The sequence below is a fragment of the Pseudomonas sp. MG-9 genome, from assembly GCF_018729515.1.
Classification (GTDB): domain Bacteria; phylum Pseudomonadota; class Gammaproteobacteria; order Pseudomonadales; family Pseudomonadaceae; genus Aquipseudomonas; species Aquipseudomonas serboccidentalis.
Genome location: NZ_JAHHZH010000008.1, coordinates 292,804 through 313,718 on the forward strand (window position 1 = coordinate 292,804; position 20,915 = coordinate 313,718).

Genomic DNA, 20,915 nt, shown 5'->3' on the forward strand with positions numbered 1-20,915 from the left:
CGCGAGCAGGCTCACTCCTGCATCAGGTGGTCGGTGTTTTCACGGGCGGGGTCACCCCAAACCGCGCCCGATAATCACTCGGCGCCAGCCCGGTGACTTTCTTGAAGATCGCGCGAAACGCTCCCGGGTCCTGATAGCCCACCGTCCAGGCAATGTGGTCGATAGTGCCGTTGGTGAACTCCAGCAGCTCTCGTGCCTTGCCAACCCGCAGATGCTGGCAGTATTCGGTGGGTTTCAACCCGGTCGCCGCGCGAAAGCGACGCAAGAACGTGCGCTCCTCCAGCCCCGCCCGCTCGGCCATCGAGGTCAGCGAAACGTCGGTCGCCCCGGTGCTTTGCAGCCAATGCTGGACCTTCAGAATCGACGCATCGCCATGGCCCAGGATCGGCGCAAAATTGCTGCCGCAGGCACTGGCGCTGTCACTGTGTTCCATCACCAGAAACCGTGCGGTGCCGCTGGCGATGCTCGGCCCGAGCAGGCGATCGACCAGACGCAAGCCCAGCTCCGACCAGGCCATCAGCCCGGCGGTGGTGATCAGGTCGCCGTCATCGACAATCGGTGTATCCGCCTTGAGCCGGATGTTCGGATAACGCTCGGCAAACGTCTTGGTTGAAGTCCAGTGCGTGGTCGCGCTGCGACCGTCGAGCAGGCCGCTTTCGGCCAGCAGCAATGAACCCACGCAGACACCGCCGAGGGTGGCGCCGAGAGCATGCTGATCACGCAGCCATTGCAGCAACGCCGTTGAAACCCCGGACGCAGAAAACCCGCCGAGGGACGGTGGAATCAGCACCGCCAGCAAACCATTGTCAGCGTCTGGATGACTGTCATAAACCCGCTGCGGCGTCTGCTTCGCGTCGGCTTGCCAATGACTGACGCGCAGCACGGGCAACTGCGCAGCCTGATGCTCGGCAGCTATCCGGTTGGCGACCGCGAACAGGTCGGTCAGACCATGCACCGCCGCCAGCTGCGCGCCCGGGTAAATCAGTACGCCCAGTTCCACCGTAGCGGCTGTTTCTGCGCCCATGTCAGTTTTCCCCTGCTTATTGTCGGTACGGCCAATCTTCGAAACGCCGGCCAGCGCCAATACTGAATCCACTTTCAGCCCATGCATCGAGGACACACCCATGACCAGGCAAGCGCTCATCGTAGTCGATATCCAGAACGACTACTTCCCCCAAGGCAAATGGCCGCTGGTGGGGGCTGAAGCCGCCGCCGACAACGCCGCACGGCTGATCGCGGCCTTTCGCGAGACCGATGATCCGGTGGTGCACATCCGCCACGAATTCGCCTCGGCGGACGCACCGTTTTTCACCCCCGGTTCGGACGGCGCAAAACTGCATTCCAAAGTACTCAATCGCCCGGACGAACCGGTGGTGCTCAAGCACTTCGTCAATTCATTCCGGGAGACCAATCTGCAATCGATCCTCGATGAACAAGGCATCAAGGATCTGGTGATCGTCGGCAGCATGAGCCACATGTGCATCGACGGCATCACCCGCGCCGCCGCGGATCTGGGCTACGGTGTCACGGTGATTCACGACGCCTGCGCCAGCCGCGACCTTGAGTTCAACGGCCTCACGGTGCCCGCCGCCCAGGTTCACGCTGCGTTCATGTCGGCGCTGGGTTTCGCCTACGCCAGCGTGGTGTCGGCCGACGAGTTCCTGCGTCGTTGACCGATCAGGACATACTTGGCAAAACATGCGCCCGCCACGTTGCGGGCGTTTTTTCGCCTGTCATAAAAATCTCACGCGTGAGCCATTGATGGCACTTTGAATTGGTTGTAGTGTGGCTCACGCGTGAGATGTTCATAACGGAGTCATCGCCATGAAAAGCCGCTCCCCCACTGTTGCGTCAGAGAGCCCAAAGGGAGAGCGCTCGAAACCGTCCGCGAAAAAGCCGTCGAGCTTCTACATGAAGCAGATGCGCGCGGGCCTGGCTGCCGCCGGTTATGTGAAACACGAAACTTGGGTGCTTCCGGAAAACCGAAGCTTGCTCAAGCAAATGGAGCAACAGCTACGCCAACCGATTCTGGCTGGCTCATTCATGTCGGAGAATTACATGAGCGCAGGCAACAACTGGAACATCGATAGCCTCTTCAACGCCCTCAAGGCACTGGATGAGGTGGCTTCGCAGGAGATCACACTGTCTCTGATCCAGAGCTCCGAACCCAGCATCAAGCTGGAAATGAACGAATTCGGCGGTCTGCCGATTCATATCGCCGTGGCCGGTGCACAGATCATCGTCGACACCGTGCTGGTGGACATCGATTCGATCACTGACGTGCGCGCCTTCAACGACGCCGTGCTGCGCAGCCGGGAAATGTTCCCGCTGTCGTCGATCGGTATCGAGTCGATGCCCAACGGCCAGACCGTCTACAACATGTTTGGCGCGCTCAGCGCCGACTCGAGCCTGACCAACGTCGTCACCGAGGTGAAAACCCTGGTCGACAACGTGCAGCGCGCGAGCGAAGCCTTCGAACACTTCTTCAAGTAATCAACAGGGAATATCCAATGACTCAGTCCATCTGGAGCAAGTTGTTCACCGCTCTGCGCGGCGGCGCCAATGAAGTCGGCGAAGCGATCGTCGACCAACAGGCCCTGCGCATCCTCGACCAGGAAATCCGCGACGCCGACACCGCGCTGTCCAACGCCCGTCGCGAGCTGGTCACCATCATGGCCAAGCACAAACTGGCTGCCGACCGCGTGAGCGAGTACGACGCCAAGATCAAGGACCTGGAAGCCAAGGCGGTTTCCGCGCTGAACGCCGGCCGTGAAGACCTGGCCATGGAAGTGGCCGAAGCGATTTCGACCCTGACCAACGACCTGACCGCTGAAAAGGCCCAGAGCGACGAGTTCGGCACCTACGCCGAAAACATGCGCAAGGACATCACCAAGGCCGAGTCGCGGATCAAGAGCCTGCGCCAGCAGGTGGACATGGCCAAGGCCCGCGAAAGCGTGCAGAAGGCGCAGGTCAGCGCGTCCATCGCCAGCGGCGGCGCCAACGGCAAACTGGAAACCGCGGTCGGCACCCTGAACCGTCTGCAGGCCAAGCAGCAGCAACGTGCCGCCGAACTGAGCGCCGCCGATGAGCTGGCCGACGCTTCGACCGGCAACGATCTGGAACGCAAACTGCGTGACGCCGGCATCACGCCGAACGAAGGCAGCGCCAATGCGATTCTTGAGCGTCTGAAGCAGAAGTCCGCTCAGTAAGCAGCATCGCAAGCCCTTGTAGGAGTGAGCCTGCTCGCGATGAGGCCGGAACATTCAACCTCAGTGTTGTCTGGACCGCCGCCATCGCGAGCAGGCTCACTCCTACATTTTTTATGCTGTGCAAATGCCTCTGCTCGTTCGGCGCCATGCCCGGTACACTAGCGGCGCTTTTTTACGACGAACACCTCCACCCGCCTCAAGGAATGTACCCATGGGATGGTTCAAAGATTTGCTGGGCACCAGCAACTGGCAGCCTGCCGCGCCCGCTCCAGTAGCCGGCGGCCCACTCGGAATGGCACAAGGCAAAGGCGTGCGGTTCGATTCGACCCTGGCATTGCTGCTCGATGGCAGCACTTCGGTGCAGGTTCCGGCGGCAGAAGCAATCTGGAGCGCCGGCTGGATCGACCTCGGCCAATCCAACAAACTGCATCGCTACTACCTCAACAACGAGGAATTCTGGCTGCAGATCCACGTCACCGGTGACGACCAGATCGAGTCGGTTACCCTGTTCAACTACCTCAGCTACGTGACCGTCAACAGTGACGCCGAGCTGCAGCGCCTGGCTGGCCCCGACAGCCTGATCGGCCTGCCGACCTACACCCACGACGGCGTCCAGTACAGCCGCGAATGGGGCACGGAGCAGGGCCAGACCGAACTGGTGCCAATGACCGAACACGTGGTCAACCCGGACGAGAGCTACACCATCGAACATCACTCCATGCTTTACGCGCGCGAGACCGGCCTGACCGATCGCCGTGAATTGCTGCTGTTCTCCGTCGAGCAGGACGAGGAAGGCACCGTCAGCCTGAGCACCTCGCTGGGCATTTCGCTGTACACGACTGATCTGAGCACCATTTAAAAAGGAAGTTTTCCATGCTGGAAGTGCTGGCCGTTTCCCTGAACAAGACCGCGCTGGTCGGTTTCGTCGTCTACCTGATCGGCGCCGTCCTGCTGTTCATGCTGTTTCAGTTCGTCTACACCCGCATCACGCCACACAAAGAGTTCGAGCTGATCCGCTCCGGCAACATCGCCGCCGCCATCGCCCTGTCCGGCGCGATCATCGGCTTTGCGATTCCGGCCAGCAATGTCATCGCGTTTTCGGTCAACGTCCTCGATTTCGTGCTGTGGGCAGTAATTGCCGCCGTGGTGCAATTGCTCGCGTTCCTCGCCACCGGCCTGGTCCTCAAAGGCACCTCCAAGCGTATCGCCAACGGTGAAATCGCCTCGGGTATCTACGTGGCCGCGGTGGCCATCAGCGTCGGCATGCTCAACGCCGCGTGCATGACCCCGTCCAACTGATCGGCAGGAAGCCTTCGATGAAACGCAGCAAGTACGTTCAACTGTCTCTCGCCGCTTCGGTGGCGCTGGCGATTTCCGGCGAGGTTGCCGCGCAGGATCAGCAACGTTTTCAATCTGTCGAGCAGTGCGTCGACGCCGAAGTGGCCGCCGATGTCTGCTCCAACGCCTACGTCGCGGCATTGACCGAGCACCGACGCATCGCGCCGGCCTACGACGACAAGGCCAAGTGCGACGCGGACTTTGCTGCCGACTGGTGCCAGAAAAACGCCGACGGCCGCTTCGTGCCGAAGCTCGGCGGGTTCAAGGTGCCACAGAACGTTGAGGCGCCGCAGGACCTGAATGCGATCGCCAACGCGCAGATGCCTGCCGGTGAAGCAGCCGCCACACAGAACGCGCAAAGCACTTCCCATTCCTCCGGCGGTGGTGGTGGCGGCAACGGTTGGCTCTCGGGCTGGCTGATCGGCAATGCGATGAGCAACAACGCCGACCGTACCGTTTACCGCGACCGCGACACGCGTCAGACCTACAACACCTCGACGCAGTACCGCAAAATCGAATCGGCGCCGGCTACCCGCACCGACACCCGCTACGACAGCTCCCGAAGCAAACCGGTCAACGTCGCTTCGTCGACGTCCCGCGGCGGTTTCGGCAGCCAGTCTTCCGCCCGTAGCGGTTGGGGCGGCTGGGGCAGTTCGAGCAGCTGACCATGAAGAAGATCCACTGCGCCGAACGCCCCGACTGGAAACAGACCGCCGAAAGCCTCGGCTTTCTGTTCCACACCATCGACAACGAGCCGTACTGGGACGAAAGCGCCTACTACCAGTTCACGCTCGCACAGATCGAAAACGATCTGGAGGATCCAACCACGGAACTGCACGAGATGTGCATGGACCTGGTCGATCGCGTGGTGCACAGCGAAGAGCTGCTGGATCGCCTGAGCATCCCCGCGCCGTACTACGACATGATCCGAACGTCCTGGCTGGAAGGTCATCCGCATCTGTACGGGCGCATGGATTTTTCCTACAGCGGCAATGGCCCAGCCAAGCTGCTGGAGCTCAACTACGACACGCCGACCAGTCTTTATGAGGCCTCCGCGTTTCAGTGGGGCTGGCTGGAACAATGCATCGAGCGCGGGAGGCTGCCGCGTCATGCCGACCAGTTCAACAGCATCGATACCAAGCTGCATCAGGCGTTTACCGAATTGCAGCTCAAGCGGCCGTTCTACTTTGCCTCGATGAAAGACTCGGTCGAAGACCGCGGCACCACTGACTATCTGCGCCTGATCGCGGAAAAGGTCGGCATCGAATCCCGGCACATCGACATCGAGGACATCGGCCTGACCGCCGAGGGCCGCTTCGTCGACCTCGAGGACCGCTGGATCCCGCATCTGTTCAAACTGCATGCCTGGGAATTCATCTTCCACGAACCCTTCGGCGCAGCGATTGCCGAGTGCGATACGCAGTTTTTCGAACCGGCGTGGAAGTCGATTCTGTCGAACAAAGGCGCACTGCCGCTGCTGTGGGAGCTGCACAAGGGACACCCGAACCTGCTCGCGGCGCACCTTGATCCGAATCCGGCCAGCACCGTGCCCAAGGGCTGGGTACGTAAACCGTACTTCTCCCGCGAAGGCGCCAACATCGAGCTGCAAACGGCGGAAGGTCTGATCATCAAGGAAGACGGGCCCTACACCGACGCGCCGTTCATCCTGCAGGAATTCGCGCCGTTGCCGAAGTTCGACGACAGCTACACGCTGATTGGCTCATGGGTGATCGGCGATCAGGCGGCAGGGATTGGTGTGCGGGAAGACAACAGCCTGATCACCAAGGACTCCAGCCGGTTTCTGCCTCACCTGATCCTCGACTGAAACAAATCCCCCTGTAGGAGCTGCAGAAGGCTGCGATATTTTGATCTTGATTTCAAAGATAAAAAGATCGCAGCGTGCCGTAGCGCCTACAAGTAATTGGGGAGGCCGTAAATTTTGCGCGTCACAAAAAAGGCCCGTCGCTTGATGCGACGGGCCTTTTTATTTAGAGCGGATGCAGCGATAGCTTAGAACGGGATATCGTCATCAAAGCTGTCGAAATCCGGAGCCGGTTGCGGCGCAGCCTGCTGTGGAGCCGGGGCCGGACGCTGTTGCGGAGCCGACTGCTGCGGGCGTGGGGCCTGCTGACGTGGTGCCTGCTGCTGGTAGTTGTTGCCACCGCCTTGTTGGTCGCCCTGTTGTGGACGGCCGCCGAGCAGTTGCATGGTGCCTTGCATGTCGACCACGATTTCGGTGGTGTAACGCTTGATACCGTCTTTTTCCCACTCGCGGGTCTGCAGCTTGCCTTCGATGTAGACCTGCGAACCTTTACGCAGGTATTCGCCGGCGATTTCGGCAACCTTGCCGAACATCGAAACACGGTGCCATTCGGTCTTCTCGACCTTCTGACCGGTTTGCTTGTCGGTCCACTGTTCGCTGGTTGCCAGACTCAGGTTGGTCACGGCGTTACCGTTAGGCAGGTAGCGAACTTCGGGATCCTGGCCGCAAGTGCCGACCAATATGACTTTGTTAACCCCACGGGCCATAACGTTCTCCTAGGCTTCGCAAGCAGCCTCGGCCGGGTTGTTCACCAGGCGTTCGAGGGTGTCGCGATCCACTAATTCTTTGTCCAGTTTGATGTAAACAGCCGCTTCATCAGCAACTATCACTGCATCTGTTACCCCTACGAGGGCCTTGAGGCGCTCGACCAGACCCGCTTCGCGGATCGCCTCGGGCGACAACGGCAAGCGCAGGCTCGTCACGTAGGGAGGTTCGCGCATGGTAACAGCAAAGGCCAGCCAGATGGCAGCCAGACCGGCACATCCGAGGAATACAACCGACAGACCGCCATGCTGAAACAGCCAGCCGCCGAGTATCCCGCCGAGTGCCGAACCGAGGAACTGGCTGGTGGAATACACGCCCATCGCCGTGCCCTTCCCGCCTGCCGGTGAAACCTTGCTGATCAGCGACGGCAACGAAGCTTCCAGCAGATTGAACGCGGTGAAGAACACCACCGTGCCGATCACCAGCGCCCGCAAGCTGTCACCGAACTGCCAGAAGAATAGCTCAGTCAGCATCAACGTCAGGACGGCACCGAGCAAAATTCGTTTCATTTTGCGTTTCTTCTCGCCGTAGATGATGAACGGGATCATGGCGAAGAAAGAAATCAGCAGCGCGGTCAGGTAGACCCACCAGTGCTGCTCCTTGGGCAGCCCGGCTTTTTCCACCAACGCCAGCGGCAAGGCAACGAAGCTCGACATCAACATGGCATGTAACACAAAGATGCCCAGGTCCAGGCGCAGCAGATCCGGATGTTTGAGCGTCGGCATCAAGGCCTGACGCGCCACGCCAGACTCGCGATGCTGCAACGGCCCGGTCGAACGCGGCACCATGAACATGATGATGGCGATGCCGACCAGCGCCATGGCACCGGTGGCGAGGAACAATCCCGAGAGGCCGAAGGCGCGGGTCAGCAACGGCCCGACCACCATGGCCACGGCGAACGACAGGCCGATGGTCATGCCGATCATGGCCATGGCTTTGGTGCGATGCTGTTCGCGGGTCAGGTCCGAGAGCAATGCCATGACCGCGGCGGAAATCGCCCCGGCGCCCTGCAGGATGCGGCCGGCGATCACGCCCCAGATCGAATCGGCCTGCGAGGCCAGGACACTGCCGAGGGCGAACACGATCAGGCCGAGATAAATCACCGGACGCCGGCCGATGCGGTCGGAAATGATCCCGAACGGAATCTGAAATATCGCCTGGGTCAGGCCGTAGGCGCCGATGGCCAGGCCGATCAGGGCCGGAGTCGCTCCCGCCAGATCCATGCCGTAGGTCGCCAGTACCGGCAACACCATGAACATGCCAAGCATACGGAAGGCGAACACCAGAGCCAGACCGCTCGCCGCGCGAGTCTCGCTGCCACTCATGCGTTCGCTGTGGGGATCGTGCATGGAAAAACCTCGTGTGAACCGGCGGCGATTCTACCAGTCCCATCGAAAGACGGGGTATATCGCGACGCTATGACGCGTATAGATGAAACTCTCTTCATGTAAGGTAAAAAACCCTTCGCTTGATAGTGTGCATCCATCCAGTATTTGCCCGTATACTCCTACGTTTTCGACGCCCGCCGAGCGAGGCCACTTTGGACAAGATCCTGATACGTGGGGCCCGTACCCACAACCTGAAGAACATCGACCTGACCCTGCCACGGGACAAACTGATCGTCATCACCGGCCTGTCCGGATCCGGCAAGTCGTCCCTGGCCTTCGACACGCTGTACGCCGAAGGTCAGCGCCGCTATGTCGAGTCCCTGTCGGCCTACGCCCGACAGTTCCTGTCGATGATGGAAAAACCCGACGTCGACACCATCGAAGGTTTGTCGCCGGCGATCTCCATCGAACAGAAGTCGACCTCGCACAACCCACGCTCCACGGTCGGCACCATCACCGAGATCTACGACTACCTGCGCCTGCTTTATGCACGCGTCGGTACGCCGCGCTGCCCGGATCACGACATTCCGCTGGAAGCGCAGACCGTCAGCCAGATGGTCGACCTGGTGCTGGCTCAGCCGGAGGGCAGCAAACTGATGTTGCTGGCGCCGGTGATCCGCGAGCGCAAGGGCGAGCATTTGTCGGTGTTCGAAGAACTGCGCGCCCAAGGCTTCGTCCGCGCGCGGGTCAACGGCCGCATCTGCGAGCTCGATGAGCTGCCGAAACTGGACAAGCAGAAGAAGCACTCGATCGATGTCATCGTCGACCGCTTCAAGGTTCGCGCCGATCTGCAGCAACGTCTGGCCGAATCGTTCGAGACCGCGCTGAAACTGGCGGACGGCATTGCCCTGGTCGCACCGATGGACGATGAGCCGGGCGAAGAAATGATCTTCTCCGCGCGCTTCGCCTGCCCGATCTGCGGCCACGCCATCAGCGAACTGGAGCCGAAGCTGTTCTCCTTCAACAACCCGGCCGGCGCCTGCCCTACCTGCGATGGCCTGGGCGTGAAGCAGTTCTTCGACATCAAACGCCTGGTCAACGGTGAGCTGACCCTGGCCGAAGGCGCGATTCGCGGCTGGGACAGGCGCAACGTCTATTACTTCCAGATGCTCGGTTCACTGGCCGCGCATTACGGCTTTAGCCTCGAGAAGCCGTTCAACCAACTGCCGGCCGATCAACAGAAGTACATCCTGCATGGCAGCGGCTCGCAGAACGTCGACTTCAAGTACCTGAACGACCGTGGCGACATCGTCAAACGCTCGCACCCGTTCGAAGGCATCGTGCCGAATCTGGAACGTCGCTACCGCGAAACCGAATCGGCCAGCGTGCGTGAAGAACTGGCCAAGTTCCTCAGCACCCAGGCCTGCCCGGATTGCCGTGGCACCCGTCTGCGCCGTGAAGCGCGGCACGTGTGGGTGGGCGAGAAAACCCTGCCGGCGGTAACCAACCTGCCGATCGGCGATGCCTGCGAGTACTTCGGCGAGCTGAAGATGACCGGGCGACGTGGCGAGATCGCCGACAAGATCCTCAAGGAAATCCGCGAACGCCTGCAATTCCTGGTCAACGTCGGCCTCGACTATCTGTCGCTGGATCGCAGCGCCGACACCTTGTCCGGCGGCGAGGCACAGCGGATTCGTCTGGCCAGCCAGATCGGTGCCGGCCTGGTTGGAGTGCTGTATATCCTCGACGAACCGTCCATCGGTCTACACCAGCGCGATAACGACCGGCTGCTCGGCACCCTCAAACACCTGCGCGATATCGGCAACACCGTGATCGTGGTCGAGCATGATGAAGACGCGATTCGTCTGGCTGACTATGTAGTGGATATCGGCCCGGGCGCCGGCGTGCATGGCGGGCAGATCGTTGCCGAGGGCACGCCAGCAGAAGTCATGGCGCATCCGGATTCCCTGACCGGCAAATACCTGTCGGGCCGGGTGAAGATCGAAGTGCCGGCCAAACGCACACCACGCAATAAAAAGCTGACGCTGTCGCTCAAGGGCGCGCGCGGCAACAACTTGCGCAACGTCGATCTGGAAATTCCGATCGGCCTGCTGACCTGCGTGACCGGCGTTTCCGGCTCAGGCAAATCGACGCTGATCAACAACACCCTGTTCCCGTTGAGCGCTACAGCCCTCAACGGTGCGACCACGCTGGAAGCCGCTGCGCACGACAGCATCAAGGGCCTGGAGCATCTCGACAAGGTCGTCGATATCGACCAAAGCCCGATCGGCCGTACACCGCGCTCCAACCCGGCGACTTACACCGGGCTGTTCACCCCGATCCGCGAACTGTTTGCCGGCGTGCCCGAGTCGCGCTCCCGTGGCTACGGTCCGGGACGTTTCTCGTTCAACGTCAAGGGTGGTCGCTGTGAGGCGTGTCAGGGCGACGGTCTGATCAAAGTCGAAATGCACTTCCTGCCGGACATCTACGTGCCGTGCGACGTATGCAAGAGCAAGCGCTACAACCGCGAAACCCTTGAGATCAAATACAAGGGCAAGAGCATCCACGAAACCCTCGAGATGACCATCGAGGAAGCCCGGGAGTTCTTCGACGCGGTGCCGGCACTGGCGCGCAAGCTGCAGACATTGATGGATGTGGGCCTGTCGTACATCAAGCTCGGGCAGTCGGCGACCACGCTGTCTGGCGGCGAGGCGCAGCGGGTCAAGCTGTCGCGCGAGCTGTCCAAGCGTGACACCGGCAAGACCCTGTACATCCTCGATGAGCCGACCACCGGCCTGCACTTCGCGGATATCCAGCAATTGCTCGATGTGCTGCATCGCTTGCGCGACCACGGCAACACCGTCGTGGTGATCGAACACAACCTGGACGTGATCAAGACCGCCGACTGGCTGGTGGACCTGGGGCCGGAGGGCGGCTCCAAAGGTGGGCAGATCATCGCCACTGGTACCCCGGAGGAAGTGGCCGAGATGAAGCAATCTCACACCGGTCATTACCTCAAGCCGCTGTTGATTCGCGACCGAGCCTGATCACCGGGCATGAAAAAGCCCCTGTCACTTACACCGTGACAGGGGCTTTTTTGTATCTGGCAATCAGGTGTGGGATTGCAGGTAATTCTCGAGACCGATCAGCTTGATCAGGCCCAACTGCTTTTCCAGCCAGTAGGTGTGATCTTCTTCGGTGTCGTTGAGCTGAATGCGCAGGATCTCGCGACTGACGTAGTCCTTGTGCTGTTCGCACAGCTCGATGCCTTTGCACAGTGCGGCGCGGACTTTGTACTCGAGACGCAGATCGGCTTCGAGCATCTCCGGTACGGTGGTACCGACATCAAGATCGTCCGGACGCATGCGCGGCGTGCCTTCGAGCATCAGGATCCGACGCATAAGCGCATCGGCGTGGCCGGCCTCTTCTTCCATCTCGTGGTTGATTCGTTCGTAGAGCTTGGTGAAACCCCAGTCCTCATACATCCGCGAGTGAACAAAATATTGGTCACGCGCGGCCAGTTCGCCGGTCAGCAACGTGTTGAGGTAATCGATAACGTCTGGGTGGCCTTGCATCGCCCTACATCTCCCTGCTTGAAAGCCTGTAGTTTGAACCAAGCTGACCGGAAGGTCACCCCGTTTCGCGCAATAAAAGCGAAGATATTCTGAGAAAAGCAGCCTAAATAACGCAAAAACCGCCCTAATGAGGGCGGTTCTGCTTCTCGTTTAGACTTCGTTAAGCTGTACGTCGAGCAGCCTTGCGATTGCTTCTCCATACGCCGGATCGGCTTTAAAGAAATGCTGCAACTGACGGTCAACCACATCAGGCGAAACGCCGCTCATGGCACCGGCGATATTGCTGACCAGCAAGGCCTTCTGCTCGTCACTCATCAGTCGGAACAACGCTCCCGCGTGGCTGTAGTAATCGCTGTCCTCACGATGATCGTAACGGTCAGCCGGACCGTTCAAGGCCAGCGCAGGCTCGGCATAACGCGGGGCTTGCTTCGGTGATTCCACGTAGCTGTTAGGCTCATAGTTAGGCGCTGCTCCACCATTGCTGCCGAACGCCATCGAGCCGTCACGCTGGTAGGTGTTCACCGGGCTGCGCGGTGCGTTTACCGGCAATTGCTGGTGATTGGTACCCACGCGGTAGCGGTGCGCATCAGCGTAGGCGAACACGCGGCCTTGCAGCATGCGATCCGGCGACAGACCGACACCTGGCACCATGTTGCTCGGACCGAATGCAGCTTGCTCGACTTCAGCGAAGTAGTTCAGCGGGTTGCGATTCAATTCCAACTCGCCGACTTCGATCAGCGGAAACTCCTTCTGCGACCAGGTCTTGGTCACGTCGAACGGGTTCTCGTAATGTGCTGCGGCTTGCGCCTCGGTCATGATCTGGATGCACACACGCCATTTCGGGAAGTCGCCACGCTCGATCGCCTCGAACAGATCACGCTGGGCGTAATCCGGATCGGTGCCCGCCAGGCGCGCAGCCTCGGCCGGCGCCAGGTTCTTGATCCCTTGTTTAGTCTTGTAGTGCCACTTCACCCAGTGGCGCTCACCTTTGGCATTGATCAGGCTGTAGGTGTGGCTGCCGAAGCCGTGCATGTGACGGTAGCCATCGGGAATGCCGCGATCCGAGAACAGAATGGTCACCTGGTGCAGCGCTTCGGGCGAATGCGACCAGAAGTCCCACATCATCTGGGCGCTTTTCAGGTTGCTCTGCGGCAGGCGTTTCTGGGTGTGGATAAAGTCGGGAAACTTCAGTGGATCACGAATGAAGAACACAGGGGTGTTGTTGCCAACGATGTCCCAGTTGCCTTCCTCGGTGTAGAACTTCAGGGCGAAACCACGCGGATCACGCTCGGTGTCGGCCGAACCGCGCTCGCCACCTACAGTGGAGAATCGCAGGAACGTTGGGGTTTGCTTGCCGACAGACTCGAACAACTTGGCGCTGGTGTACTCGGTGATGTCACGAGTCACGGTGAACGTACCGTAAGCACCCGAGCCCTTGGCGTGCACGCGACGCTCAGGAATGTTCTCACGGTTGAAGTGGGCAAGCTTTTCGATCAGATGAAAATCGTCGAGCAGCAGCGGGCCACGTGGGCCGGCGGAGCGAGAATTCTGGTTATCAGCGACAGGTGCGCCACTGGCGGTCGTAAGCGTTTTGATCTGGCTCATACGGTCTTCTTCCTCTGTCAGTCTTGAAACTGCCGGCTAATCGGCTTGCTGGGAAGTATTGATCATCGATGTGACACCTACAAATTCATTAACTTGTAGTCATCGATAGAAAATTACTAACGGAAATACCCTGCACATAGTGCCAACAGAAAGATGTCAGAAGCTTGTACGAACAGCGCATTTTCTTGCAGACACAAAAAACCGGGCACTAGGCCCGGTTCTTCGTTTCAGACTGACGTCTTACTCGGCGGATACAGCTTCGCCAGCAGTAGCACGATCAACCAACTCGACGTACGCCATAGGAGCGTTGTCGCCAGCGCGGAAACCGCACTTGAGGATGCGCAGGTAGCCACCCTCACGGGTAGCGTAACGCTTGCCCAGGTCGTTGAAGAGCTTACCAACGATAGCTTTCGAACGAGTACGGTCGAAAGCCAGACGGCGGTTAGCCAGGCTGTCTGTCTTGGCCAGAGTGATCAGCGGCTCGGCAACGCGGCGCAGTTCTTTGGCTTTTGGCAGAGTAGTTTTGATCAGCTCGTGCTCGAACAGCGACACCGCCATGTTCTGGAACATGGCCTTGCGGTGCGAGCTGGTGCGGCTCAGGTGACGCCCACTTTTACGATGACGCATGGTTCATTCCTTACCAAACACTACGTTCGGTGATTACGACGATCAGGCAGTCGCCTTGTCGTCCTTCTTAAGACTTGCAGGCGGCCAGTTGTCGAGGCGCATGCCGAGGGACAGACCGCGGGAGGCCAGAACGTCCTTGATTTCAGTCAAGGATTTCTTGCCCAGGTTCGGAGTCTTCAACAGCTCTACTTCGGTACGCTGAATCAGGTCGCCGATGTAGTAGATGTTTTCCGCCTTAAGGCAGTTAGCCGAACGTACAGTCAGTTCCAGATCGTCAACCGGGCGAAGCAGGATCGGATCGATCTCGTCTTCCTGCTCGACAACCACTGGCTCACTGTCACCTTTGAGGTCGACGAACGCAGCCAACTGCTGTTGCAGAATGGTTGCAGCGCGGCGGATAGCCTCTTCAGGATCCAGAGTACCGTTGGTTTCCAGATCAATAACCAGCTTGTCCAGGTTAGTACGCTGCTCGACACGGGCGTTTTCCACCACGTATGCGATACGGCGAACCGGGCTGAACGAAGAGTCGAGCTGCAAGCGACCGATGCTGCGGCTTTCGTCTTCATCGCTCTGACGCGAGTCGGCTGGTTCATAACCACGACCACGAGCTACGGTGAGCTTCATGTTCAGGGCGCCGTTAGACGCCAGGTTAGCGATTACGTGATCGGGATTAACGATCTCGACATCATGATCCAGCTGAATATCGGCAGCGGTAACCACCCCCGAACCCTTCTTCGACAAGGTCAGCGTAACTTCGTCACGACCGTGCAGCTTGATGGCCAGACCTTTAAGGTTCAACAGGATTTCAATTACGTCTTCCTGTACACCTTCGATGGCGCTGTACTCGTGGAGCACACCGTCAATCTCGGCCTCGACTACTGCGCAGCCGGGCATTGAGGACAACAGGATGCGGCGCAGCGCGTTGCCCAGGGTGTGGCCAAAACCACGCTCGAGAGGCTCGAGAGTGATCTTGGCGCGGGTTGGACTGACAACCTGCACATCAATATGGCGGGGTGTCAGGAACTCATTTACCGAAATCTGCATGGATGCACCTATTTTCTAGCCCTTACTTGGAGTAGAGCTCGACAATCAGGCTTTCGTTGATGTCGGCGGACAGATCACTGCGAGCAGGAACGTTCTTGAAAACGCCCGACTTCTTCTCAGTGTCTACTTCTACCCATTCTACGCGGCCACGTTGGGCACACAGATCGAGAGCTTGGACAATGCGAAGTTGGTTTTTTGCTTTCTCGCGAACTGCGACCACGTCACCAGCACGAACCTGATACGACGGAACGTTTACGGTCTGACCGTTAACGCTGATCGACTTGTGCGATACCAGCTGACGGGATTCGGCACGAGTCGAACCAAAGCCCATACGGTATACAACGTTGTCCAGACGGCATTCGAGCAGTTGCAGCAGGTTTTCACCGGTTGCACCTTTCTTGCCAGCAGCTTCTTTGTAGTAGCCGCTGAACTGACGCTCGAGAACGCCGTAGATACGACGGACCTTCTGCTTTTCACGCAGTTGGGTGCCGTAGTCGGACTGGCGACCGCGGCGTTGGCCGTGGATACCAGGTGCTGCTTCAATGTTGCACTTCGATTCGATCGCGCGCACGCCGCTCTTCAGGAAGAGATCGGTGCCTTCGCGACGAGCGAGTTTGCATTTTGGACCAATGTAACGAGCCATTCTTTACAATCTCCTGGATTACACGCGGCGCTTCTTCGGCGGACGGCACCCGTTGTGCGGGATTGGCGTCACGTCGGTGATGCTGGCGATCTTGTAGCCACAGCCGTTCAAAGCGCGGACTGCGGATTCACGACCTGGACCTGGACCCTTGACGTTGACGTCGAGGTTTTTCAGGCCGTATTCCAGCGCAGCTTGACCAGCACGTTCAGCAGCTACTTGAGCAGCGAACGGGGTGGACTTGCGGGAACCGCGGAAACCCGAACCACCGGAGGTAGCCCAGGAAAGAGCGTTACCTTGACGGTCGGTAATGGTCACGATGGTGTTGTTAAAAGAAGCATGGATGTGGGCGATGCCATCAACCACTGTCTTTTTAACTTTTTTACGAGGACGAGCAGCAGGTTTTGCCATGATTAAATTCCTGTCGATTCGCTGGGGCGATTACTTGCGGATCGGCTTACGCGGACCTTTACGGGTACGCGCGTTGGTCTTGGTACGCTGACCGCGTACTGGAAGACCGCGACGATGACGCAGACCGCGATAGCAACCGAGGTCCATCAAGCGCTTGATTTTCATGTTGATTTCGCGACGCAGGTCACCTTCAGTGGTGAACTTCGCCACTTCGCCACGCAGCTGTTCAATTTGCTCGTCGCTCAGATCTTTGATCTTTGCCGCTGGGTTTACCCCAGTATCTGCACAGATTTTCTGTGCAGTAGTGCGACCAACACCATAGATGTAGGTCAGCGAGATAACAGTATGCTTGTTATCTGGAATGTTAACGCCTGCAATACGGGCCATTCAGTGGGACTCCAATTGACAGCTACCTACGCCCCGGAAGCCAAGAAATAGGGCGCGAGATAATATCGCTGTAATAACAAATAATCAACCCGGCAGCGCACTAGCTGCCGGGCTTGAAGCACAATCACACTCAGCCTTGGCGCTGTTTGTGACGCGGTTCCGCGCTGCAAATTACTCGAACAACACCTTCGCGGCGAATAATCTTGCAGTTACGGCACAGCTTTTTCACCGATGCACGAACTTTCATCACCAACTCCTCGAACCTTATGGGTACTCAGCGCAACATGCCGCTGCCGTAACCCTTCAGGTTGGCTTTCTTCATCAGGGATTCGTACTGGTGCGAAACGAGGTGCGATTGTACTTGGGACATGAAGTCCATCACAACCACGACCACGATCAGCAACGAGGTCCCGCCAAGGTAGAACGGAACGTTTGCTGCAACCACCAGGAACTGGGGCAACAGGCACACGGCCGTCATGTAAAGAGCACCGAACATGGTCAAGCGAGTCAGAACGCCATCAATATAGCGCGCAGACTGCTCACCTGGACGGATGCCCGGAATAAAGGCACCGGACTTCTTCAGGTTTTCCGCTACGTCTTTCGGATTGAACATCAACGCCGTATAGAAGAAGCAGAAGAAAATAATCCCTGCACTAAACAGCAGAATATTCAACGGCTGACCAGGAGCGATCGACTGCGAGATGTCCTGCAACCAGCCCATACCTTCAGACTGACCAAACCAGGCACCCAACGAAGCCGGGAACAGCAAAATGCTGCTCGCGAAAATAGCCGGAATAACACCGGCCATGTTCACCTTCAGCGGCAAGTGGCTTGTCTGCGCAGCAAAAACCTTACGGCCCTGCTGACGCTTGGCGTAGTGAACAGCAATACGACGCTGACCACGCTCAATGAACACCACGAAACCGATAATCGCTACTGCCAGCAAACCGATGGCAACCAAGGCGAAGATATTGATATCGCCCTGACGCGCAGACTCGAAAGACTGCCCGATTGCTCTCGGAAGACCGGCGACGATACCCGAAAAAATCAACATCGAGATACCGTTGCCTACACCACGCTCAGTAATCTGCTCACCCAGCCACATCATGAACATCGCACCAGCCACAAATGTGGATACCGCGACGAAATGGAAGCCAAAGTCACCAGTGAACGCAACGCCCTGCCCCGCCAGGCCAATGGACATGCCAATAGCCTGAACGAGAGCGAGGACGACGGTGCCGTAGCGGGTGTACTGGCTGATCTTGCGACGGCCAGCTTCACCTTCCTTCTTCAACTGCTCCAGCTGCGGGCTGACGGCGGTCATCAGTTGCATGATGATCGATGCCGAAATGTACGGCATGATCCCCAGTGCAAAGATGCTCATCCGTTCCAGCGCGCCGCCGGAGAACATGTTGAACAAGCTAAGAATGGTCCCCTCATTCTGTCGAAACAGGTCTGCGAGTCGGTCCGGGTTGATACCTGGAACCGGGATGTGTGCGCCTATTCGGTAGACGATAATCGCCAGGAACAGAAAACGCAGACGAGCCCAGAGTTCAGACATACCGCCTTTGCCGAGCGCAGAGAGAGCACCTTGCTTAGCCATTTATTCCTCGAACTTGCCGCCAGCTGCTTCGATAGCCGCACGCGCACCTTTGGTGGCGCCGATTCCCTTGCCGATAGTGACAGCGCGAGTCACTTCACCGGACAGCATGATTTTCACACGCTGCACGTTGACGTTGATCACGTTGGCATCTTTCAGGGACTGCACGGTGACGATGTCGCCTTCCACTTTAGCCAGCTCGGACAGACGCACTTCTGCGCGATCCATGGCTTTCAGGGAAACGAAACCGAACTTCGGCAGGCGACGATGCAGCGGCTGTTGGCCGCCTTCAAAGCCTGGAGCAATGGTGCCACCGGAACGGGAGGTTTGACCTTTGTGACCACGGCCACCAGTCTTACCCAAACCGCTACCGATACCACGGCCCGGACGATGCTTTTCGCGACGGGAACCCGGCGCTGGACTCAGATCATTGAGTTTCATCGATTAACCCTCGACACGCAGCATGTAGTAAGCCTTGTTGATCATCCCGCGATTCTCGGGAGTATCCTGGACTTCTACAGTGTGACCGATGCGACGCAGACCCAGACCCTTAACGCACAGTTTGTGGTTAGGGATGCGGCCGGTCATGCTTTTGATCAGCGTAACTTTAACGGTAGCCATGATCAGAAGATCTCCTTGACAGTCAGGCCACGCTTGGCAGCAATGGACTCAGGAGATTGCATGGCTTTCAGACCCTTGAAAGTGGCGTGAACCACGTTTACAGGGTTAGTCGAGCCGTAGCACTTGGCCAGAACGTTCTGAACGCCAGCAACTTCGAGGACAGCACGCATAGCGCCGCCAGCGATGATACCGGTACCTTCAGAAGCAGGCTGCATGTACACCTTCGAAGCGCCGTGAGCGGACTTCATTGCGTACTGCAGAGTGGTGCCGTTCAGGTCAACTTGAATCATGTTGCGGCGAGCAGCTTCCATTGCCTTCTGGATCGCAGCAGGCACTTCACGCGACTTGCCACGGCCGAAGCCAACACGCCCTTTACCATCACCAACCACGGTCAACGCGGTGAAAGTGAAGATACGGCCGCCTTTAACGGTTTTGGCTACGCGGTTAACTTGAACCAGCTTCTCAATGTAGCCTTCGTCGCGCTTTTGGTCGTTATTTGACATAACTTAGAACTCCAGCCCAGCTTCACGAGCAGCATCAGCCAGCGCTTTAACGCGGCCATGGTACTTGAAGCCAGAGCGGTCGAAAGCCACTTGCGAGACGCCAGCGGCCTTAGCACGCGTAGCGACCAGCTGGCCAACCTTTGTGGCCGCGTCGATGTTGCCAGTGGCGCCATCACGCAGTTCTTTATCCAAAGTCGAGGCGCTTGCCAGGACTTTGTTGCCGTCGGCCGAGATGACCTGGGCGTAGATGTGCTGCGACGAGCGGAACACGCAGAGACGCACGACTTCGAGTTCGTGCATTTTCAGGCGTGCTTTGCGAGCGCGACGCAGTCGAGTAACTTTTTTGTCGGTCATTTGCTATGCCCTACTTCTTCTTGGCTTCTTTACGACGGACGACTTCGTCCGCGTAGCGCACACCTTTGCCTTTGTACGGCTCTGGTGGACGGAAGTCGCGGATCTCAGCGGCCACTTGACCTACCAGCTGTTTATCGATGCCCTTGATCAGGATATCGGTCTGGCTAGGAGTCTCAGCGGTGATGCCTTGCGGCAGTTCGTAATCCACTGGGTGCGAGAAGCCAAGAGCCAGGTTCAGCACCTGACCTTTTGCTTGCGCCTTGTAACCAACACCGACCAGCTGGAGCTTGCGCTCGAAGCCTTGGCTTACGCCCTGGACCATGTTGTTTACCAACGCACGCGTGGTACCGGCCATTGCGCGAGTTTGTTGATCGCCATTGCGAGCAGCGAAACGCAGCTCACCAGCTTCTTCAACGATCTCAACGGACGAATGGATGTTCAGTTCAAGAGTACCCTTGGCACCCTTCACCGAAAGCTGTTGGCCTGCGAATTTGACTTCGACACCGGCTGGCAGCTTAACGGGGTTCTTAGCGACGCGAGACATGCTTATCCCCCCTTAGAACACAGTGCAAAGAACTTCGCCGCCGACACCGGCAGCGCGCGCAGCACGATCCGTCATCACACCTTTGTTGGTGGAGACGATAGACACGCCGAGACCGCCACGAACTTTCGGCAGATCTTCAACGGACTTGTACTGACGCAGGCCTGGACGACTAACGCGCTTCACTTCCTCGATGACCGGACGGCCTTCGAAGTACTTCAGCGAGATGGACAACGACGGCTTAGCGTCGGTGGTGATCTGAAAATCCGCGATGTAACCTTCGTCCTTCAGGACTTTTGCTACAGCCACCTTCAGCGTGGAAGACGGCATGCTTACGACAGACTTTTCAGCCATCTGGGCATTACGGATTCGAGTTAGCATGTCCGCTAACGGGTCCTGCATACTCATGGGCTAGACGCTCCTAATACAGAAAAATTAGCCTTGCGGCTACTACTTGTCGCCGAGAAACTCCGGGCATGAAAAACACGGGCTCAGGCGAGCCGGTCATTCTAGACACACCCCAGAAATGAATCAAGCCCCAAAAG

At 58.4% G+C, this 20,915-nt stretch carries 26 protein-coding genes; 8 read left to right on the forward strand and 18 right to left on the reverse strand.

The window, feature by feature from the left end; translation table 11 throughout:
- Nucleotides 1-22: 22 nt before the first annotated feature.
- The gene (locus tag KKQ10_RS21745; RefSeq protein ID WP_215502255.1) at nucleotides 23-1,024 is read right to left on the reverse strand and encodes a GlxA family transcriptional regulator; all 1,002 of its coding nucleotides are present in this window, start codon (nucleotides 1,022-1,024) and stop codon (nucleotides 23-25) included.
- 100 nt (nucleotides 1,025-1,124) lie between these two features.
- Between KKQ10_RS21745 and KKQ10_RS21750 the strand changes: the two genes are divergently transcribed.
- From KKQ10_RS21750 to KKQ10_RS21780, 7 genes are all read left to right on the forward strand, one after another.
- Entirely contained in the window at nucleotides 1,125-1,673 is a 549-nt protein-coding gene (locus KKQ10_RS21750) for a cysteine hydrolase family protein (protein WP_215502256.1), read from the forward strand.
- Nucleotides 1,674-1,824: 151 nt separating this feature from the next.
- Nucleotides 1,825-2,493 (forward strand): YjfI family protein, encoded by a 669-nt coding sequence (locus KKQ10_RS21755; RefSeq protein ID WP_127651263.1) that lies wholly within the window; start codon nucleotides 1,825-1,827, stop codon nucleotides 2,491-2,493.
- Between the two features lie 17 nt (nucleotides 2,494-2,510).
- Complete coding sequence (locus tag KKQ10_RS21760) at nucleotides 2,511-3,209, forward strand: PspA/IM30 family protein (protein ID WP_097089407.1); 699 nt, start codon at nucleotides 2,511-2,513, stop codon at nucleotides 3,207-3,209.
- 211 nt (nucleotides 3,210-3,420) lie between these two features.
- Complete coding sequence (locus KKQ10_RS21765) at nucleotides 3,421-4,068, forward strand: DUF2491 family protein (protein WP_215502257.1); 648 nt, start codon at nucleotides 3,421-3,423, stop codon at nucleotides 4,066-4,068.
- A gap of 14 nt (nucleotides 4,069-4,082) precedes the next feature.
- Complete coding sequence (locus tag KKQ10_RS21770; RefSeq protein ID WP_041074455.1) at nucleotides 4,083-4,508, forward strand: DUF350 domain-containing protein; 426 nt, start codon at nucleotides 4,083-4,085, stop codon at nucleotides 4,506-4,508.
- A gap of 17 nt (nucleotides 4,509-4,525) precedes the next feature.
- Complete coding sequence (locus KKQ10_RS21775) at nucleotides 4,526-5,212, forward strand: DUF1190 domain-containing protein (RefSeq protein WP_127651266.1); 687 nt, start codon at nucleotides 4,526-4,528, stop codon at nucleotides 5,210-5,212.
- Between the two features lie 2 nt (nucleotides 5,213-5,214).
- Nucleotides 5,215-6,372, forward strand: coding sequence for a glutathionylspermidine synthase family protein (locus tag KKQ10_RS21780; RefSeq protein ID WP_215502258.1), 1,158 nt, complete (start codon nucleotides 5,215-5,217; stop codon nucleotides 6,370-6,372).
- 185 nt (nucleotides 6,373-6,557) lie between these two features.
- Here KKQ10_RS21780 and KKQ10_RS21785 read toward each other — a convergent pair whose 3' ends face one another.
- Complete coding sequence (locus KKQ10_RS21785; protein WP_007966163.1) at nucleotides 6,558-7,076, reverse strand: single-stranded DNA-binding protein; 519 nt, start codon at nucleotides 7,074-7,076, stop codon at nucleotides 6,558-6,560.
- Nucleotides 7,077-7,085: 9 nt separating this feature from the next.
- Entirely contained in the window at nucleotides 7,086-8,483 is a 1,398-nt protein-coding gene (locus KKQ10_RS21790; protein ID WP_127651268.1) for an MFS transporter, read from the reverse strand.
- Between the two features lie 191 nt (nucleotides 8,484-8,674).
- Between KKQ10_RS21790 and uvrA the strand changes: the two genes are divergently transcribed.
- On the forward strand, nucleotides 8,675-11,509 hold the full coding sequence (gene uvrA / locus KKQ10_RS21795; protein ID WP_127651269.1) for an excinuclease ABC subunit UvrA: 2,835 nt from the start codon (nucleotides 8,675-8,677) through the stop codon (nucleotides 11,507-11,509).
- Between the two features lie 63 nt (nucleotides 11,510-11,572).
- On the opposite strand, the gene bfr is transcribed toward uvrA, so the two are convergent.
- The 15 genes from bfr to rpsH form a co-directional block, all read right to left on the reverse strand.
- On the reverse strand, nucleotides 11,573-12,037 hold the full coding sequence (gene bfr / locus KKQ10_RS21800) for a bacterioferritin (protein ID WP_025109504.1): 465 nt from the start codon (nucleotides 12,035-12,037) through the stop codon (nucleotides 11,573-11,575).
- Between the two features lie 150 nt (nucleotides 12,038-12,187).
- Complete coding sequence (locus KKQ10_RS21805; RefSeq protein ID WP_127651271.1) at nucleotides 12,188-13,642, reverse strand: catalase; 1,455 nt, start codon at nucleotides 13,640-13,642, stop codon at nucleotides 12,188-12,190.
- A 240-nt stretch (nucleotides 13,643-13,882) separates the two neighbouring features.
- Nucleotides 13,883-14,269: a 50S ribosomal protein L17 gene (gene rplQ / locus KKQ10_RS21810; RefSeq protein WP_003176402.1), complete on the reverse strand. Its 387-nt coding sequence runs from the start codon at nucleotides 14,267-14,269 to the stop codon at nucleotides 13,883-13,885.
- A gap of 42 nt (nucleotides 14,270-14,311) precedes the next feature.
- Nucleotides 14,312-15,313, reverse strand: a complete 1,002-nt coding sequence (locus tag KKQ10_RS21815; RefSeq protein WP_003186012.1) for a DNA-directed RNA polymerase subunit alpha — start codon at nucleotides 15,311-15,313, stop codon at nucleotides 14,312-14,314.
- 22 nt (nucleotides 15,314-15,335) lie between these two features.
- Nucleotides 15,336-15,956, reverse strand: a complete 621-nt coding sequence (rpsD, locus tag KKQ10_RS21820) for a 30S ribosomal protein S4 (protein WP_003176404.1) — start codon at nucleotides 15,954-15,956, stop codon at nucleotides 15,336-15,338.
- 18 nt (nucleotides 15,957-15,974) lie between these two features.
- A complete protein-coding gene (rpsK, locus tag KKQ10_RS21825) occupies nucleotides 15,975-16,364 on the reverse strand; it encodes a 30S ribosomal protein S11 (RefSeq protein WP_002555466.1) in 390 nt (129 codons plus the stop codon).
- Between the two features lie 30 nt (nucleotides 16,365-16,394).
- Nucleotides 16,395-16,751: a 30S ribosomal protein S13 gene (gene rpsM / locus KKQ10_RS21830; protein WP_008374135.1), complete on the reverse strand. Its 357-nt coding sequence runs from the start codon at nucleotides 16,749-16,751 to the stop codon at nucleotides 16,395-16,397.
- A gap of 130 nt (nucleotides 16,752-16,881) precedes the next feature.
- Nucleotides 16,882-16,998 (reverse strand): 50S ribosomal protein L36, encoded by a 117-nt coding sequence (gene rpmJ, locus KKQ10_RS21835; RefSeq protein WP_002555468.1) that lies wholly within the window; start codon nucleotides 16,996-16,998, stop codon nucleotides 16,882-16,884.
- Nucleotides 16,999-17,025: 27 nt separating this feature from the next.
- Nucleotides 17,026-18,354, reverse strand: coding sequence for a preprotein translocase subunit SecY (gene secY / locus KKQ10_RS21840; RefSeq protein ID WP_003228718.1), 1,329 nt, complete (start codon nucleotides 18,352-18,354; stop codon nucleotides 17,026-17,028).
- Nucleotides 18,355-18,792 carry a 50S ribosomal protein L15 gene (rplO, locus tag KKQ10_RS21845; protein ID WP_003228720.1) on the reverse strand — a complete coding sequence of 146 codons (438 nt, stop codon included), beginning with the start codon at nucleotides 18,790-18,792 and terminating at the stop codon, nucleotides 18,355-18,357. It lies immediately after the preceding gene.
- 3 nt (nucleotides 18,793-18,795) lie between these two features.
- On the reverse strand, nucleotides 18,796-18,972 hold the full coding sequence (rpmD, locus tag KKQ10_RS21850; protein ID WP_003176408.1) for a 50S ribosomal protein L30: 177 nt from the start codon (nucleotides 18,970-18,972) through the stop codon (nucleotides 18,796-18,798).
- A 2-nt stretch (nucleotides 18,973-18,974) separates the two neighbouring features.
- On the reverse strand, nucleotides 18,975-19,475 hold the full coding sequence (gene rpsE / locus KKQ10_RS21855; RefSeq protein ID WP_003176409.1) for a 30S ribosomal protein S5: 501 nt from the start codon (nucleotides 19,473-19,475) through the stop codon (nucleotides 18,975-18,977).
- A 3-nt stretch (nucleotides 19,476-19,478) separates the two neighbouring features.
- Nucleotides 19,479-19,829 (reverse strand): 50S ribosomal protein L18, encoded by a 351-nt coding sequence (rplR, locus tag KKQ10_RS21860; RefSeq protein WP_003186037.1) that lies wholly within the window; start codon nucleotides 19,827-19,829, stop codon nucleotides 19,479-19,481.
- A 10-nt stretch (nucleotides 19,830-19,839) separates the two neighbouring features.
- Nucleotides 19,840-20,373 carry a 50S ribosomal protein L6 gene (rplF, locus tag KKQ10_RS21865; protein WP_007966176.1) on the reverse strand — a complete coding sequence of 178 codons (534 nt, stop codon included), beginning with the start codon at nucleotides 20,371-20,373 and terminating at the stop codon, nucleotides 19,840-19,842.
- 12 nt (nucleotides 20,374-20,385) lie between these two features.
- A complete protein-coding gene (rpsH, locus tag KKQ10_RS21870) occupies nucleotides 20,386-20,778 on the reverse strand; it encodes a 30S ribosomal protein S8 (protein ID WP_007966178.1) in 393 nt (130 codons plus the stop codon).
- Nucleotides 20,779-20,915 lie beyond the last annotated feature (137 nt).